At 58.0% G+C, this 14,376-nt stretch carries 17 protein-coding genes; 4 read left to right on the top strand and 13 right to left on the bottom strand.

The genetic code is table 11. The features are described 5' to 3' along the window. Positions 1-69: 69 nt before the first annotated feature. Genes rplT through thrS form a run of 4 tightly spaced genes read right to left on the bottom strand, consistent with a single transcriptional unit; the run spans position 70 to position 3,185 of the window. Positions 70-426, bottom strand: coding sequence for a 50S ribosomal protein L20 (gene rplT, locus AB4O08_RS22210; RefSeq protein WP_002553161.1), 357 nt, complete (start codon positions 424-426; stop codon positions 70-72). Between the two features lie 30 nt (positions 427-456). Next, on the bottom strand, positions 457-651 hold the full coding sequence (rpmI, locus tag AB4O08_RS22205) for a 50S ribosomal protein L35 (RefSeq protein WP_002553160.1): 195 nt from the start codon (positions 649-651) through the stop codon (positions 457-459). A 60-nt stretch (positions 652-711) separates the two neighbouring features. Continuing rightward, positions 712-1,263 carry a translation initiation factor IF-3 gene (gene infC / locus AB4O08_RS22200; protein WP_169850653.1) on the bottom strand — a complete coding sequence of 184 codons (552 nt, stop codon included), beginning with the start codon at positions 1,261-1,263 and terminating at the stop codon, positions 712-714. Further along, on the bottom strand, positions 1,263-3,185 hold the full coding sequence (thrS, locus tag AB4O08_RS22195) for a threonine--tRNA ligase (RefSeq protein WP_010209120.1): 1,923 nt from the start codon (positions 3,183-3,185) through the stop codon (positions 1,263-1,265). Before thrS ends, infC begins: the two co-directional genes overlap by 1 nt. Before the next feature lie 367 nt (positions 3,186-3,552). On the opposite strand from thrS, the gene AB4O08_RS22190 reads away from it, so the two are divergent. Together AB4O08_RS22190 and AB4O08_RS22185 are read left to right on the top strand one after the other, a co-directional pair. After that, on the top strand, positions 3,553-3,867 hold the full coding sequence (locus AB4O08_RS22190; protein ID WP_010209119.1) for a hypothetical protein: 315 nt from the start codon (positions 3,553-3,555) through the stop codon (positions 3,865-3,867). Between the two features lie 289 nt (positions 3,868-4,156). Further along, positions 4,157-4,369: a cold-shock protein gene (locus AB4O08_RS22185; protein ID WP_003234260.1), complete on the top strand. Its 213-nt coding sequence runs from the start codon at positions 4,157-4,159 to the stop codon at positions 4,367-4,369. Between the two features lie 73 nt (positions 4,370-4,442). Here AB4O08_RS22185 and AB4O08_RS22180 read toward each other — a convergent pair whose 3' ends face one another. Further along, positions 4,443-4,760: an I78 family peptidase inhibitor gene (locus AB4O08_RS22180; RefSeq protein ID WP_010209117.1), complete on the bottom strand. Its 318-nt coding sequence runs from the start codon at positions 4,758-4,760 to the stop codon at positions 4,443-4,445. Between the two features lie 144 nt (positions 4,761-4,904). Continuing rightward, a complete protein-coding gene (locus AB4O08_RS22175) occupies positions 4,905-5,213 on the bottom strand; it encodes a hypothetical protein (RefSeq protein WP_029529088.1) in 309 nt (102 codons plus the stop codon). A 170-nt stretch (positions 5,214-5,383) separates the two neighbouring features. Between AB4O08_RS22175 and AB4O08_RS22170 the strand changes: the two genes are divergently transcribed. Continuing rightward, positions 5,384-5,596, top strand: coding sequence for a hypothetical protein (locus AB4O08_RS22170; RefSeq protein ID WP_010209115.1), 213 nt, complete (start codon positions 5,384-5,386; stop codon positions 5,594-5,596). A 33-nt stretch (positions 5,597-5,629) separates the two neighbouring features. On the opposite strand, the gene AB4O08_RS22165 is transcribed toward AB4O08_RS22170, so the two are convergent. The 7 genes from AB4O08_RS22165 to AB4O08_RS22135 are packed head-to-tail and all read right to left on the bottom strand — an operon-like array spanning position 5,630 to position 12,593. Continuing rightward, entirely contained in the window at positions 5,630-6,658 is a 1,029-nt protein-coding gene (locus tag AB4O08_RS22165; RefSeq protein WP_021491189.1) for a nucleoside hydrolase, read from the bottom strand. Between the two features lie 25 nt (positions 6,659-6,683). Beyond that, on the bottom strand, positions 6,684-7,088 hold the full coding sequence (gene rbsD / locus AB4O08_RS22160) for a D-ribose pyranase (protein ID WP_010209113.1): 405 nt from the start codon (positions 7,086-7,088) through the stop codon (positions 6,684-6,686). Continuing rightward, on the bottom strand, positions 7,085-8,002 hold the full coding sequence (gene rbsK, locus AB4O08_RS22155) for a ribokinase (protein WP_010209111.1): 918 nt from the start codon (positions 8,000-8,002) through the stop codon (positions 7,085-7,087). The genes rbsD and rbsK overlap by 4 nt, the downstream gene beginning before the upstream one ends. A 23-nt stretch (positions 8,003-8,025) precedes the next feature. Then, the gene (locus AB4O08_RS22150) at positions 8,026-9,048 is read right to left on the bottom strand and encodes a LacI family DNA-binding transcriptional regulator (protein ID WP_010209108.1); all 1,023 of its coding nucleotides are present in this window, start codon (positions 9,046-9,048) and stop codon (positions 8,026-8,028) included. 3 nt (positions 9,049-9,051) lie between these two features. Further along, a complete protein-coding gene (locus tag AB4O08_RS22145; RefSeq protein WP_010209107.1) occupies positions 9,052-10,029 on the bottom strand; it encodes an ABC transporter permease in 978 nt (325 codons plus the stop codon). After that, complete coding sequence (locus AB4O08_RS22140; RefSeq protein WP_044287546.1) at positions 10,026-11,579, bottom strand: sugar ABC transporter ATP-binding protein; 1,554 nt, start codon at positions 11,577-11,579, stop codon at positions 10,026-10,028. Before AB4O08_RS22140 ends, AB4O08_RS22145 begins: the two co-directional genes overlap by 4 nt. A 57-nt stretch (positions 11,580-11,636) precedes the next feature. After that, positions 11,637-12,593, bottom strand: a complete 957-nt coding sequence (locus AB4O08_RS22135) for a sugar ABC transporter substrate-binding protein (protein ID WP_010209103.1) — start codon at positions 12,591-12,593, stop codon at positions 11,637-11,639. 553 nt (positions 12,594-13,146) lie between these two features. Here AB4O08_RS22135 and AB4O08_RS22130 point away from each other — a divergent pair. Beyond that, positions 13,147-14,235 carry an asparaginase gene (locus AB4O08_RS22130; protein WP_010209102.1) on the top strand — a complete coding sequence of 363 codons (1,089 nt, stop codon included), beginning with the start codon at positions 13,147-13,149 and terminating at the stop codon, positions 14,233-14,235. Positions 14,236-14,376 lie beyond the last annotated feature (141 nt).

The raw sequence follows: 14,376 nt of genomic DNA, 5'->3' as shown, positions 1-14,376 counted from the left end.
GCTCTTCCCCTATTTATGACGTTTAACACCTTGGGCTACAGCGTAACCCAAGGTGACTGTCGGGGGTACTTAAGCCAAGGTGGCTTTAGCTTTCTCGACAATCGCAGCAAACGCCGCTTTTTCGTTCACTGCCAGATCAGCCAGAACCTTACGGTCGATCTCGATGGACGCTTTTTTCAGGCCAGCGATGAAACGGCTGTAGGACAGACCGTTAACACGTGCACCAGCGTTGATACGAGCGATCCACAGAGCGCGGAACTGACGTTTTTTCTGACGACGGTCACGGTAGGCGTATTGGCCTGCCTTGATTACCGCTTGCTTGGCAACACGGAATACGCGTGAACGCGCGCCGTAGTAGCCTTTAGCAAGTTTCAGAATTTTTTTGTGACGTTTACGGGCAATGACGCCACGCTTTACACGAGCCATGAGTTACTTCCTCTATTCTTGATCCAAAAATTAACGAAGGCGCAGCATGCGCTCGACTTTTGCCACGTCAGACGGATGCAGCAAGCTGCTACCGCGCAGTTGACGCTTACGCTTGGTCGACATTTTGGTCAGGATGTGGCTCTTGAAAGCGTGCTTGTGCTTGATACCGTTAGCAGTTTTCAGAAACCGCTTAGCAGCACCACTTTTAGTCTTCATCTTTGGCATGTTCGGATACTCCGCATTCAGTTGATAAACATAATCAGAAGGCCTGCCGTGCCCTGTTGATTACTTCTTCTTTTTCGGGGCGATGACCATAATCAGCTGGCGTCCTTCCATCTTAGGATGCTGCTCGACGGAACCGTACTCCAGCAGGTCAGCTTCAACCCGCTTGAGGAGTTCCATCCCCAGCTCCTGGTGGGCCATCTCACGGCCGCGGAATCGCAAGGATACCTTGGCCCTGTCCCCATCACTCAGGAAACGTACCAGGTTGCGCAGTTTTACCTGGTAATCCCCTTCCTCCGTCCCTGGACGAAACTTGATTTCTTTTACTTGAATCTGCTTCTGGTTCTTCTTCGCCGCAGCAATCTGCTTCTTCTTTTCGAAGATCGACTTGCCGTAGTCCATCACCCGGCAAACAGGCGGGACTGCGTCGGCGGAGATTTCCACCAGGTCCAATTTGGACTCTTCAGCGATACGAAGCGCTTCATCAATCGAGACGATGCCAATCTGCTCGCCGTCAGCGCCAATTAACCGAACCTCGCGTGCCGAGATATTCTCGTTGATCGGGGCTTTCGGTGCAGCTCGTTTATCTTGTCTCATTTCACGCTTAATAATAATTACTCCGAATCTGGGCGACCACGCCGGGAAACCGCTTGCGCGAGGAACTCAGCGAACTGGGCGACGGGCATCGAGCCCAGGTCAGCACCTTCACGAGTACGCACAGCGACAGTCTGCATCTCGACTTCCCGATCTCCGATAACCAAAAGATAGGGAACCTTGAGCAAAGTATGCTCGCGGATTTTAAAGCCGATCTTTTCATTTCTCAAGTCGGACTTGGCACGAAATCCGCTTTCGTTGAGTGTTTTTTCAACTTCAGCGGCAAAATCTGCCTGTTTATCAGTGATATTCATGATCACTGCCTGGGTCGGAGCCAGCCACGCAGGGAATGCACCCTCGTAGTGCTCGATCAGGATCCCGACGAACCGTTCGAACGAGCCGAGGATCGCCCGGTGCAGCATGACCGGGTGTTTACGGCTGTTGTCTTCGGACACGTATTCGGCGCCCAGACGGATCGGCAGGTTAAAATCGAGCTGCAGGGTACCACACTGCCAGACGCGGCCAAGGCAATCTTTCAGTGAGAACTCGATCTTCGGACCGTAGAAAGCGCCCTCGCCCGGCTGCAGGTCGTACGCAAGGCCCGCGCTGTCGAGCGCAGCGGCCAGTGCAGCTTCGGCGCGATCCCACAGCTCATCGGAACCGACGCGTTTTTCCGGACGAGTGGACAGCTTCATCTCGACGTCGGTAAAGCCGAAATCGCGATAAACGTCCATGGTCAGCTTGATGAACGCGGCGGATTCAGCCTGCATCTGCTCTTCGGTGCAGAAGATGTGGGCGTCGTCCTGGGTAAAGCCACGCACGCGCATGATGCCGTGCAGCGCACCCGATGGCTCGTTACGGTGGCAGGCACCGAACTCGGCCAGGCGCATCGGCAACTCGCGGTAGCTTTTCAGGCCCTGGTTGAACACCTGCACGTGGCAAGGGCAGTTCATCGGCTTGATGGCGTAGTCGCGGTTTTCCGACTGCGTGGTGAACATGTTGTCGGCGTAGTTGGCCCAGTGCCCGGACTTTTCCCAGAGGCTACGGTCAACGACCTGGGGAGTCTTGATCTCCAGGTAACCGTTCTCGCGCTGTACTTTGCGCATGTACTGCTCAAGCACCTGGTACAGGGTCCAGCCATTCGGATGCCAGAACACCATGCCCGGCGCTTCTTCCTGGAGGTGGAACAGGTTCAGGCGCTTGCCGATCTTGCGGTGATCGCGCTTCTCGGCTTCTTCGATGCGCTGGATATAGGCCGCCAGCTGCTTCTTGTCAGCCCAGGCAGTGCCGTAGATCCGTTGCAGTTGCTCGTTCTTCGCGTCGCCACGCCAGTAGGCGCCGGACAGCTTGGTCAGCTTGAACGACTTGAGGAAGCGCGTGTTCGGCACGTGCGGGCCACGGCACATGTCGACGTATTCTTCGTGGTAGTACAGGCCCATGGCCTGCTCGTCCGGCATGTCTTCCACCAGGCGCAGCTTGTAGTCTTCGCCACGGGCGGTGAACACGTCGATCACTTCGGCGCGCGGCGTGACTTTCTTGATCACGTCGTAATCTTTTTCGATCAGCGCATGCATGCGCTGCTCGATGGCAGCCAGGTCGTCCGGAGTGAAAGGACGTTCGTAGGCGATGTCGTAATAGAAGCCTTCTTCAATGACCGGACCGATCACCATCTTCGCCGTTGGGTACAGCTGCTTGACCGCATGGCCAATCAGGTGCGCGCAAGAGTGGCGAATGATCTCCAGCCCCTCTTGATCCTTGGGCGTGATGATTTGCAGGCTGGCATCGCGAGTGATCAGGTCGCTGGCGTCGACGAGCTTGCCGTCAACCTTGCCGGCCACGGTGGCCTTGGCCAGGCCAGCACCAATGGATGCGGCGACCTCGGCTACGGAAACCGAATGATCGAATGAACGTTGACTGCCGTCGGGAAGAGTAATAGTTGGCATGGCGCCTCCTCTCCTAGTGGTGACCCCTACCAAAGGTCACGTGGGTTGGGATGAGCCAGTACAAGATCCAACACCAGGCCGCTCAGTAATGAACGCCTGCCTTACAGCGGCAGGAGCCTTTCGGCCAACCGATAATCGAACCAGAGTGACTGGAGTGAGCTAAAAAGAATATGGCAAGGCGGCAATTGGCGCGCCTGGAAATAGCCAAGCGCAAGATCCTAGCACAGATGAACGGTCATCGCGGCGCTGCTATCTTGCGTAACGACAAAATCCGGCCTTTATAGCTGCAAAAGTGAACTTGAGCTGTACGCACTACCTCAAACCCACTGAGAATCGCCGTTCGTCCTCGACCCAAAGGAGCATCCTCATGATGCGTTTTACCTCTACTCTCGCTCTCGCCGCTTCCCTGACTGTTCTTTCCCTTGGCGCGCACGCAGCAGCCCCGTCCAACTGGCCAGCCGGTGCTCGCGATAGCTTCGTCAGCGATTGCAGCGCAGCTGCCAGCCAGAACGTAGACGTCAAAACTGCCAAAGCCCACTGCGAATGTGGCGCCGACAAGATCAACGCCGAATTGAGCACTGCCGAAATCAAGGAACTGATGACCAATCAGAACGCCAGCCCGGAGCTTAAAAACAAAGCGGTCGCGGCTATTTCGTCCTGCAAAGTGGTGAAGAAAAAGTAAGATTTGCGGCTGATCACACAGCTGTTTTGCCGAAAAAATGGCCCGAAAACTGCCATTTCGCACAAATTACACAGCTTTTACGGCTTTTTTTACTAGCTGATATTTCGAGCCAAAGCCCCGTAATTCGGGGCTTTCAGCCGACCAAAGCACTTAATGCGACGCTATTGATTAGCAAACAATGCCTTGGGGGGGCTCCCAAGTCGAACATTTCGACTATGATAGCCCGGTGTGCCCAGTTGGCCTGAGCAGCACAGCACTACTGAAAATATATGTTTCTTGGAGATACACCATGTCTAATCGCCAAACCGGCACCGTTAAATGGTTCAACGATGAAAAAGGCTTCGGCTTCATCACTCCTCAAGGTGGCGGTGACGACCTGTTCGTACACTTCAAAGCTATCGAAAGCGACGGTTTCAAAAGCCTGAAAGAAGGCCAAACCGTTTCCTTCGTGGCTGAGAAAGGCCAAAAGGGTATGCAAGCTGCACAGGTTCGCGGCGAGTAATTCTCCGCTGAGCTAAAAAAACCCCGTCCATGTGACGGGGTTTTTTATGGGCGCTGCTAAAGCCTGGAGCGGTTTACCCGCAATTGACCCGCGTGATCACCAGGTTATCGTCGGTGTTCAGATTCAAGCGGTCGGAGCGGTACTCCAGCGTGATCATATCGTTAGGCTTGAGGATGCGTGCGTTCTGGGCACCGGCACGGGTACGGGCCTGCTCCAGCAACTGGGGCGAGGCTTTCTGGCCGATGGTGAATTCGGCGGCCTTCGACTCACAGCGGCTATGACCGGCATCGGCCACGGCGTCTTTGGCTGGCTCAGAGGCGCCCTGGGTGCTGCAACCCGCCAACGCGAGCGCTGCCAACAAAGTACCGAATGATGCGAGCTTCCAAGGCATGAAGCCTCCTATGATAAAAAATGGACAGAGATCGTGCGACAGCGATTGGGCGGATTGGTTTCAAGACGTAAACCGCCGCTGGGCAAGTCTGCCTGACTCTGGGCAGGCATTCGCCCGGTCAATCGTGACCAGATATGAATGTGTTCAGTAGATGTCGATGTAGTCGAACGCCGGCTTCGGCCAGTTTTCCTTCAGCGCATTGAAAATCTGCGTCACCCAGACTTCATCGCTGGCGGCCACATTACCTACGTATCCAGAGCCTTTTGCCCAGGTCTCCAGGCGGAACAGCAGCCCGTCGATATCCACACCACCTACCACCCTCCCAGAGGAGATATAGGCGATTCCGGCCTTGGTCACGCGCAACTGGGTATGTTCGTCGTCGCTGGCACTGGCGAGCAGCAGGCGCACATTTCCCAATGTCAGGTTCTCGGGATTGTTCAAATCGATCTGCACGTGGTGTCCCCGGCAATTAAACAGGCGAACAGTGTCGCACAGCGTCGCCGTCATTCCGAATCGCCTCATGCCTAAGTATCAGTGCCAAACGCGGTACAAAATGGTTAACTGGCCCGGTAAGAACCGCGTTCCAGCGCATTGCCCAGTACTCTCAACCCCGCGAGACAGTCATGACCACCGTAACGCTCCAAGCCGACATCAAAGCCAAGTGGCCACAAGGACAAAGCTCCTACAGTCCTGGCAGCCCAGAGGAATTGGCAATCATTGGTATCGACCTACTGGTCAAGGAACTGGGCACGCAGGCGGCGCAAGCGTTTATCGGCCAGATATTCGAAAAGTATCCGGCCGATCACATGGGGGCACACGACCCCGAGCGCGAATAAGAACCGGCCAGCGAACGCCGACCGGTCAACCCCTTACTTCAGGCGCGCCAGGCGCTCAGTCAACAAATCGAAGAAGCCCTGCGCGTCGCCATTCTCAACCCAGAACACATTCTTGTCCTGCTTCAGGCCGTCGTACCAATCGACGATGGTCTGGCCGAAGGTCGGGCCTTCACGGCTATCCACCACCATATTGGCCTGACGACCACTGAACAGCGAAGGCTTGAGCAGGTAGGCGATAACGGTAGCGTCATGCACCGGGCCGCCAGGAATGCCGTAGTGCTCCATGTCGCCCTTGACGTATTCGTTAAGAATATCGCCCACCACCTTGCTCGCGTTGTTCTTGATGTCGGCGATCTTTTTCAAGCGTGCTTCGCTGGTCAGTACCTTGTGGGTCACGTCCAGCGGCAGATAGGTCAGCTTTACGCCGCTCTTGAGCACAATCTCGGCTGCAACCGGGTCGGCGAACAGGTTGAACTCCGCCACCGGGGTGATATTGCCGCCATTGAAGTGCGCACCGCCCATCACCACCACTTCCTTGATGCCTTGGGTGATTTCCGGCGCCTGGGTCAATGCCAGCGCCAGGTTGGTCTGCGGGCCAAGCATGGCGATGGTGATACTGTGAGGCTTGGCGGTGCTGAGGGTCTTGATCAGGTAATCAACGGCATTGCCGTCCGCCAGGCCCTTTTTGGGCTCATGCACGGTGACACCGGAAATACCTTCCTTGCCATGGATGTTCTCGGCGTAGATCGGTTTGCGCAGAAGAGGTGCCGGCGCACCGGCGTACACCGGGATTTCTTCCCGCCCTGCCCACTCACGGGCCAGCCGGGCGTTACGGGAGGTCTTGTCCAGGCGAACGTTGCCGGCGACGGTGGTCAGCGCGCGGATGTTCAGCTCATCCGGAGAGGCCATGGCGAACAGCAAGGCCACCACGTCATCAGCGCCGGGGTCGGTGTCGATGATCAGATCGATCTTTTCCGCCGCCTGGGCGCTTGCAGCAGTGAGTGCGGACAAAAGCAGAACACTCCGGAACAGGTTTTTCAGGGTTGGAAGACTACATTGCATAAAACACTCCTTGTCGTTGAGAACGCTAGAACGTTACGCCGGACACCAGCGCGATATTGCAGTAAGGCTGGCATTCGCCAGTGCGCACCACGGCGCGTGCCTTGCGGCTGAGCTGTTTGAATTCTTCATGGCTGACCAGGCGCCGCTCACCGAGGGCGGTCTGTTCTGTGAGTGCGTTGAGTTCAGCCAGTGCCGGCGGTTGCTTGAGCAGGATTTCTTCGGCCAACACATGGCTCTCCACTTGCATTTCACTGAGCACGATACGCAAGGTGCTGATGAAATCCGGGATGCCCTGGGTCAACGCCAGGTCAATCAGCTCGACGCCCGGCGGCACCGGCAGGCCGGCATCACCGATCACCAGGATGTCACCGTGCCCCAGAGAGGCGATCACGCGCGACAGGGCGATATTGAGCAGAGGTGTCTTTTTCATGAGGGCACAAAACCTTGTACGTCGTGCAGCGTTGGAATAGAGGGCTGTGCACCGGCACGGGTGACCGACAGTGCCGCCGCGACCTGGCCAAAACGGATGGCCTCGGCCTCGCTTTTGCCGTTGGCCAACGCCGCGGCAAAGCCACCAACAAAGGTGTCCCCCGCAGCCGTGGTGTCGACTGCCTTGACCTTCGGCGCCTGCAAATGCTCAAAGCGCTGGCCGTCGGTAAACAGCGCGCCCTGAGCCCCCAGGGTGACGATGACTTTGCCGGCGCCCGCCTGAATCAATTGGGTCGCAGCCACTTTGGCAGCGTCAATCGAATCGACTGTCACGCCGCTGAGTGCGGAGGCCTCACTTTCATTGGGGATCAAATAGTCGATCGATGCATACCACTCAGCCGGTAATGGACCGCTGGCCGGAGCCGGGTTGAGGATCACCGTCTTACCCAGCTCACGGCCGCGCTTGAGCGCATAGCCCACCGTATTCATCGGGACTTCCAGCTGGCAGACGATCACGTCAGCCGCCTGCAATACTGCGTCGAACGCCTGCAACGACGCAGGCGTCAGTTCGCCGTTACTGCCCGCCACGATCACAATCGCGTTCTGGCTACTGTCATCGACCACGATCAGGGCCACGCCACTGGAGCCGTCCACGGTGCTCACGGCCTGGCAATCGATGCCTTCCACCAGCAATGCCTCGCGCAACTGACTGCCATAGGCATCGCTGCCAACGCAGCCAATCATTGAAACATCGGCCCCCAAGCGTGCCGAAGCTACAGCCTGGTTCGCGCCCTTACCGCCAGGCACCGTGGAAAACGTTTGGCCGATCAGCGTTTCACCGGCACGCGGCAGCCGGCTGGCGCGGGTCACCAGGTCCATGTTCAAGCTGCCTACTACCACTACTTTTGCTGGCATACATCAGTACTCATCAATTCGATTCAGCGGTATTGGGCAAATGTACCGGCGACGGGCGCCGTCGACTCGCGCAACACAATGCTCGGCGTCACGATACGTTGATCGATCGGCATGTGGGGTGTTGCAATTCTTCGCAGCAAGAGTTCGGCCGCCGTCTCGCCGAGTTGCACGATCGATTGCCCGACCGTGGTCAACGCCGGGTAGACATAACGGCCCATTTGAATGTCATCAAAACCGATCACCGACAGCTCGCCCGGCACGCGGATGTTACGCTCCGCTGCTGCGCGCAACACGCCGAAACCAATCATATCGTTGCTGGCAAAAATCGCGCTGGGCGGATTTTCCGTCAACAATTGCACGGCGGCGGTATAACCGCCCGTGCTGGTGAAGTCACTTTCCTGGGTGCGATTGGCTGCCACCGTTACGCCTGCCTCTCGCAGCGCACGGTGATAGCCCGCCAAGCGCATTTGCGCGACACGGGTATGGGCAGGTCCGCCGATGCAGGCGATGTCTCGATGGCCCAGTTCGAGCAAGTGTCGGGTCGCCAGGTAGGCGCCCTCCTCGTGGTCAATACGCACCAAATCCACGTCGATGCCATCCAGCGCCCGGTCGACAATCACCATGGGCGTACGTACCGCGCTCAATCCAGCGGCAAGGCCGCTGTCATCGCCGCCCACCGAAGTTACGATCAAGCCGTCGATGCGTTTTTCCAGCAACACGCGCAAATAGTTGCGCTGCTTTTCGGCATTGTCGTCGGAGTTGCACAGGATCACGCAATAGCCGTTACGCTCGCAGTAATCCTCGATGCCCCTGGCCAACTCGGCAAAATACGGGTTGAGGCTGTTGGGCACCAACAAACCGATGGTGGCTGTGGTCTTGGCCTTGAGCGAACGCGCGACGGCACTGGGCACGTAGTCGAGCTGTTTGATCGCCGCTTCGACCTTGATGCGCACCGGCTCACTGACCGGGCGCGTCTTGTTCACCACATGAGACACCGTCGTGTAGGAAATACCTGCAAGCGCTGCCACATCCTTGATCGTTGCCATGGTTCAGCCTCGCCGACTGGCGCGCTGACTGCGGTAGGTATCGAGGACCACGGCAATCACGATCACGGCACCGGTAATGATGCGCTTCGTGGGTTCCGTGGCGCCGATCTGCGCCAGGCCTGCCGCCAATACCGAAATAATCAATACACCAAAAAAGGTACTGATCACCGAACCGCGCCCGCCCATCAGGCTGGTACCGCCGATCACCACCGCCGCGATCACTTGCAGCTCAAGGCCGGAGCCGGCATTCGGGTCCGCCGCTTCCAGGCGCGAGATCTGGAACAGCGCAGCCACACCTGCCAACAGGCCCATGAGGCTGAAGACCAGGATCTTGTAGGGCTTGGGATTGATCCCCGCCAGGCGTACGGCCTCTTCGTTGGTGCCGATACCGATCAGGTAACGACCAAATACGGTGCGCGTTAGTACAAGCTGTGCGGCGATGATCACCAGCAAGGCGATGATGAACGACGGCGAAATACCAAAGGCAATCGGATTGGACAGCCAGGCAAACGAATCACCAATGTAGGCAGTGCGCGAGCCGGTCATCTGGTACGCGACGCCACGGGCCATCTCCAGCACGCCGAGGGACACGATAAACGACGGAATGCGCCAGGCCACGGTGATCGAGCCGGTGATGGTACCGGCCAAGGCTGCACAGCCCATACCCAGCACGGCAGCCGGCAACACACTCCAGCCCCAGCCGAGGATCGCCACGCTGACGGCCGACGCCGCCAGTGCCAGTACCGACCCCACCGACAGGTCAATGCCGCCGATGATGAGGATGAAGGTCATGCCCACCGCCAGTACCATCAAGTCTGGAATCTGGTTGGCCAGGGTGCTGAAGGTGTCATAGGACAGGAAGTGGTCGCTGAGCACCGAGAACAGAGCGATCATCGCCAGCAAGGCGCCCGCCAGGCCCAGGTAGGTGCCGAGGCCGTAGAAGTTGCCGCCAGTCTTGCCGGGGGAAGTTGTGGTTTTCATGGGGTATCCCTAAGCACTGCATCGTTGAGCAGCGCATCACGTTTCTGATAGCCGGCAAAGGCGGCGGCGAGCAATTCGTCCTGGGTCCAGCTGTCGCGCTCGAAGGTCTCGATCAAGCGACCGGCGGACAACACGCCGATGCGGTCGCAGATCAGCATGAGTTCACGCAGATCACTGGACACCACCACCAGCGCTTTGCCCTGGCGGGTCAATTCGCCAAGCAAGGCATAAATATCGAATTTGGCACCGACGTCGATGCCACGGGTCGGCTCATCGAACAGCATTACCGAGCAATCGCGCTCCAGCCAGCGGCCGATCACCACTTTCTGCTGGTTACCGCCGGACAGCTCGGAGACCAACTGCGCCGGGCTGGAACTGCGGATGCGCATGGCGTCGATCTGACGCTTGGCCAAGGCGGTTTCGTCGCGGCTGTTGACTACGCCCCCGCCAGAGATCTCCGGCATGTTGCCCAAGGCAATGTTGGCACTGATGGACTGGGTCAGCAGTAAGCCTTCCCCCTTGCGGTCTTCGGTGATCAGGGCAATGCCATGACCTACCGCGTCCACGGGCGAGCGGATGCTCACGACCTGGGCCGGCGAACCGAGCGCCACAGTGCCGCTGTCGGCCAGGTCGGCGCCGAAGATCAGGCGCAACAATTCAGTCCGCCCCGCGCCGATCAGGCCGGAGATACCGTAGATTTCGCCTGCGCGTACTTCGAAGGACACGTCGCGGACCTTGTCCGAGCGGGTCAAGCCTTTCACCGTCAGGGCCGAGCCGCCGATGGTGCGTGGGCCCAGGTCAATGTGCTCGCCCAGCTCACGCCCCACCATCAGGGTGACCAGTTGCTCGCTGTTGTAGTTGGCCATCGGCTCGACACAGACCAGCTTGCCGTCGCGCAACACCGCAATGCGCTGGGCCACACGCGCCAGCTCTTCCAGCCGGTGTGAAATGTAGATAATCGCCACGCCCCGGGCCTGCAGGCGGGTGATTTGCTCAAAAAGCATCTCGACTTCGCGGGCAGTGAGCATGGCCGTGGGTTCGTCGAGGATCAGTACATGGCAGTCGCCGATCAGGTTGCGGGCGATTTCGACCATCTGCTGATGGCCAATCCCCAAGCTGCCGACCAGTGTATCCGGGTCGATAGCATCCAGGCCGACCTGGGCCATGGCCTCGATCGCAGCCTTGCGCAGTTGCTTGCGGCTGATCCAGCCACAATGGCTGGGCAGGTTATCCAGGAACAGGTTTTCGGCGACAGTCAGGGTCGGCAGCAGGTTGAGCTCCTGCATGACCATGCGCACGCCCAGCTCTTCGGCCTGGGTGCGGCTGCCAGGGCGGAAATCCTGGCCATTGAACTGCATGTGCCCGGTGGTCGGTGTGACCAGCCCGCCGATGATCTTCGACAAGGTGCTTTTGCCTGCGCCGTTCTCACCGGTCAGCGCCAACACTTCCCCGCGATTGAGCGTCAGGGTGATGTCGGACAGAACCGGCTGGGCATAGGTCTTGCCGATACCGCTGACCGAGAGGACAGCGTTCGGGGCGGAAGATGACATAGGAAAATCTCCAGGCGCCCGCTCAGGACGAGCGGGCGCTGTTGGGTACTGCCAGGATTACTTCTTGAGGACGAGTTCGACCGGGGTTTCGATCACGCCGTCTTTGGAGTCGACTTTCTCACCCTTGACCAGCTTGAGCGCGTTCTGGATACCGAACACAGCTTGCTGGGCAGCTGCCTGGTCAGCGGTGGCGAGCACACGACCGTCTTGCAGCATCGGCTTGATGGCCTCGATGTTGTCGTAGCCGACCACCAGTACTTTGCCGGCCTTGCCTGCCGCTCGCACAGCGGAGACGGCGCCCAGCGCCATGTTGTCGTTACCGGCCAACAGCGCCTTGAGGTCCGGGTATTCACTCAGCATGGCGGAGGCGACCTTCTGGCCCTGGTCAATTTCCCAGTTGCCGGATTGAGTGGAAACGATCTTCATGCCTGCAGCGTCCATCGCATCCTTGTAGCCTGCGGTGCGCTGCTGGGCGTTGGTGGTCGTCGGCACACCTTCGATGATGCCAACCTTGTCACCCGAAGCCAGTTGCTTGGCCAGGTAATCGCCCACCAGCTTTGAGCCCTTGCGGTTGTCCGGACCTACGAACGGGATATCGAGATTCTTGCTTTTGAGCACGTCCGGGTCCAGGCGGTTGTCGATGTTGACGACTTTGATACCCGCATCGGACGCCTTCTTCAGCACGGTGACCAGCGCCTTGGAGTCAGCGGGTGCGATGACGATCGCGTTGACCTTGGCGAGGATCATCTGGTTGACGATATCGATCTGCGCGCTGGTGTCGGTTTCGTTCTTGATCCCGTTGGTGATCATGTCGAAATCGGCGGCGTGTTCTTTCTGGTACGTCTTGGCTCCGTCTTGCATGGTGACAAAGAATTCATTGGCGAGGGATTTCATGACCAGGCCGACCTTGGGTTTGGCGGCGTCATCAGCGAATGCAGAGGAGAGAGGCAGGGCAGCGGATGCGGCGGCAAGCACAGCGACAGCAAGAAGACGTCCAGCGAATGGCAGCTTCATGGGTTCACTCCGATCTTATGATTATTGTGAGCAACGCTTGCACCGAAGGGCACTTCGGCAGCCTTCCCACCCGGGTGGCTGAAACGAGCTGTCACGATACTCCAGGAGTGTTCCGTGAAACATCTCGCAAACGTTTGCGTTGTTCAAACTATGAGAACCTTGTCGAGATTTGTCAACGGTTGAAAATAGCCTTTCATCTCACCCTTCCCTCGCGATAGACAACCACGTCTGTAAACATAGCGCGCGCTTGATCGTTCTCTAAAACGACAGACTGTGCTGCGTCACGCCTGCAAACCTCCACGCAGCGAGCGCCAGCTCTTTCGGACAACCGAACGCAATGTCGTCTGATGTTCGGAAAGCCGGACGCCCACCGGGTCAATCGCCATTAAATTTCAATATAAGTTGTTATAAATCAATGATTTAATTTGTAAATGGATTCACGCTCGGCCTGGTACAAATCCTGCTCTACCCCGTTACCTCGTGGCATTCAGTATCGCCCGGGTGTTCTAGATGAACCTGCTACAGCACTCATCAAAAACCAGAGAGAAAAATAATGAAATCTGCACTGAAAAACTTTGTTCCGGGCGCGTTAGCCCTCCTGCTGCTGTTCCCCGTTGCCGCCCAGGCAAAGGAAGTTGAATCCAAGACCAAACTGTCCAACGTGGTGATCCTCGCCACCGGCGGCACCATTGCCGGCGCCGGCGCCAGCGCGGCCAACAGTGCCACCTACCAGGCGGCCAAGGTCGGCATCGAGCAATTGATCGCCGGTGTTCCTGAGCTTAGCCAGATCGCCAACGTGCGCGGCGAGCAAGTGATGCAAATTGCGTCCGAAAGCATCAACAACGAAAACCTGCTGCAGCTGGGTCGCCGCGTCGCCGAATTGGCCGACAGCAAGGACGTGGACGGCATCGTGATCACCCACGGTACCGACACCCTGGAAGAAACCGCCTACTTCCTGAACCTGGTGGAAAAAACCGACAAGCCAATCGTGGTGGTCGGCTCCATGCGCCCAGGCACCGCCATGTCGGCAGACGGCATGCTCAATCTGTACAACGCCGTGGCCGTGGCCGGCAGCAAAGATGCACGCGGCAAGGGCGTGCTGGTCACCATGAACGACGAGATCCAGTCGGGTCGCGACGTCAGCAAGATGATCAATATCAAGACCGAAGCGTTCAAGAGCCCATGGGGCCCACTGGGCATGGTGGTTGAAGGCAAGTCCTACTGGTTCCGCTTGCCTGCCAAGCGCCACACCATGGATTCGGAATTCGACATCAAGAACATCAAGAGCCTGCCCGATGTCGAGATTGCCTATGGCTATGGCAATGTGAGCGATACCGCCTACAAGGCACTGGCTCAAGCCGGCGCCAAAGCGATCATCCACGCTGGCACCGGCAATGGCTCTGTGTCCTCCAAAGTCGTGCCCGCACTGGTAGAACTGCGCAAACAAGGTGTGCAGATCATTCGTTCTTCCCACGTGAATGCCGGCGGCATGGTGTTGCGTAACGCCGAACAGCCTGACGACAAATACGATTGGGTCGCGGCCCTCGACCTCAACCCACAGAAAGCCCGCATCCTGGCAATGGTCGCCCTGACCAAGACCCAGGACAGCAAAGAGCTGCAACGGATGTTCTGGGAATACTGATTCCTAGCCGCGTCCTGTAGGAGCGAGCCTGCTCGCTCCTACAAATCCCCGCCCCCGCCCTACACGAAATTGCCTGATTTGCTGTCAGACGGACTTCTTGAAGTTTAAGCAGTTGCGAAAACGCCTACAGTTAAATACTGT

The organism is Pseudomonas sp. H3_E07, assembly GCF_054668895.1.
The sequence above is the reverse complement of the archived record's forward strand: the minus strand, read 5'-3'. Positions and strand labels throughout refer to the sequence as shown.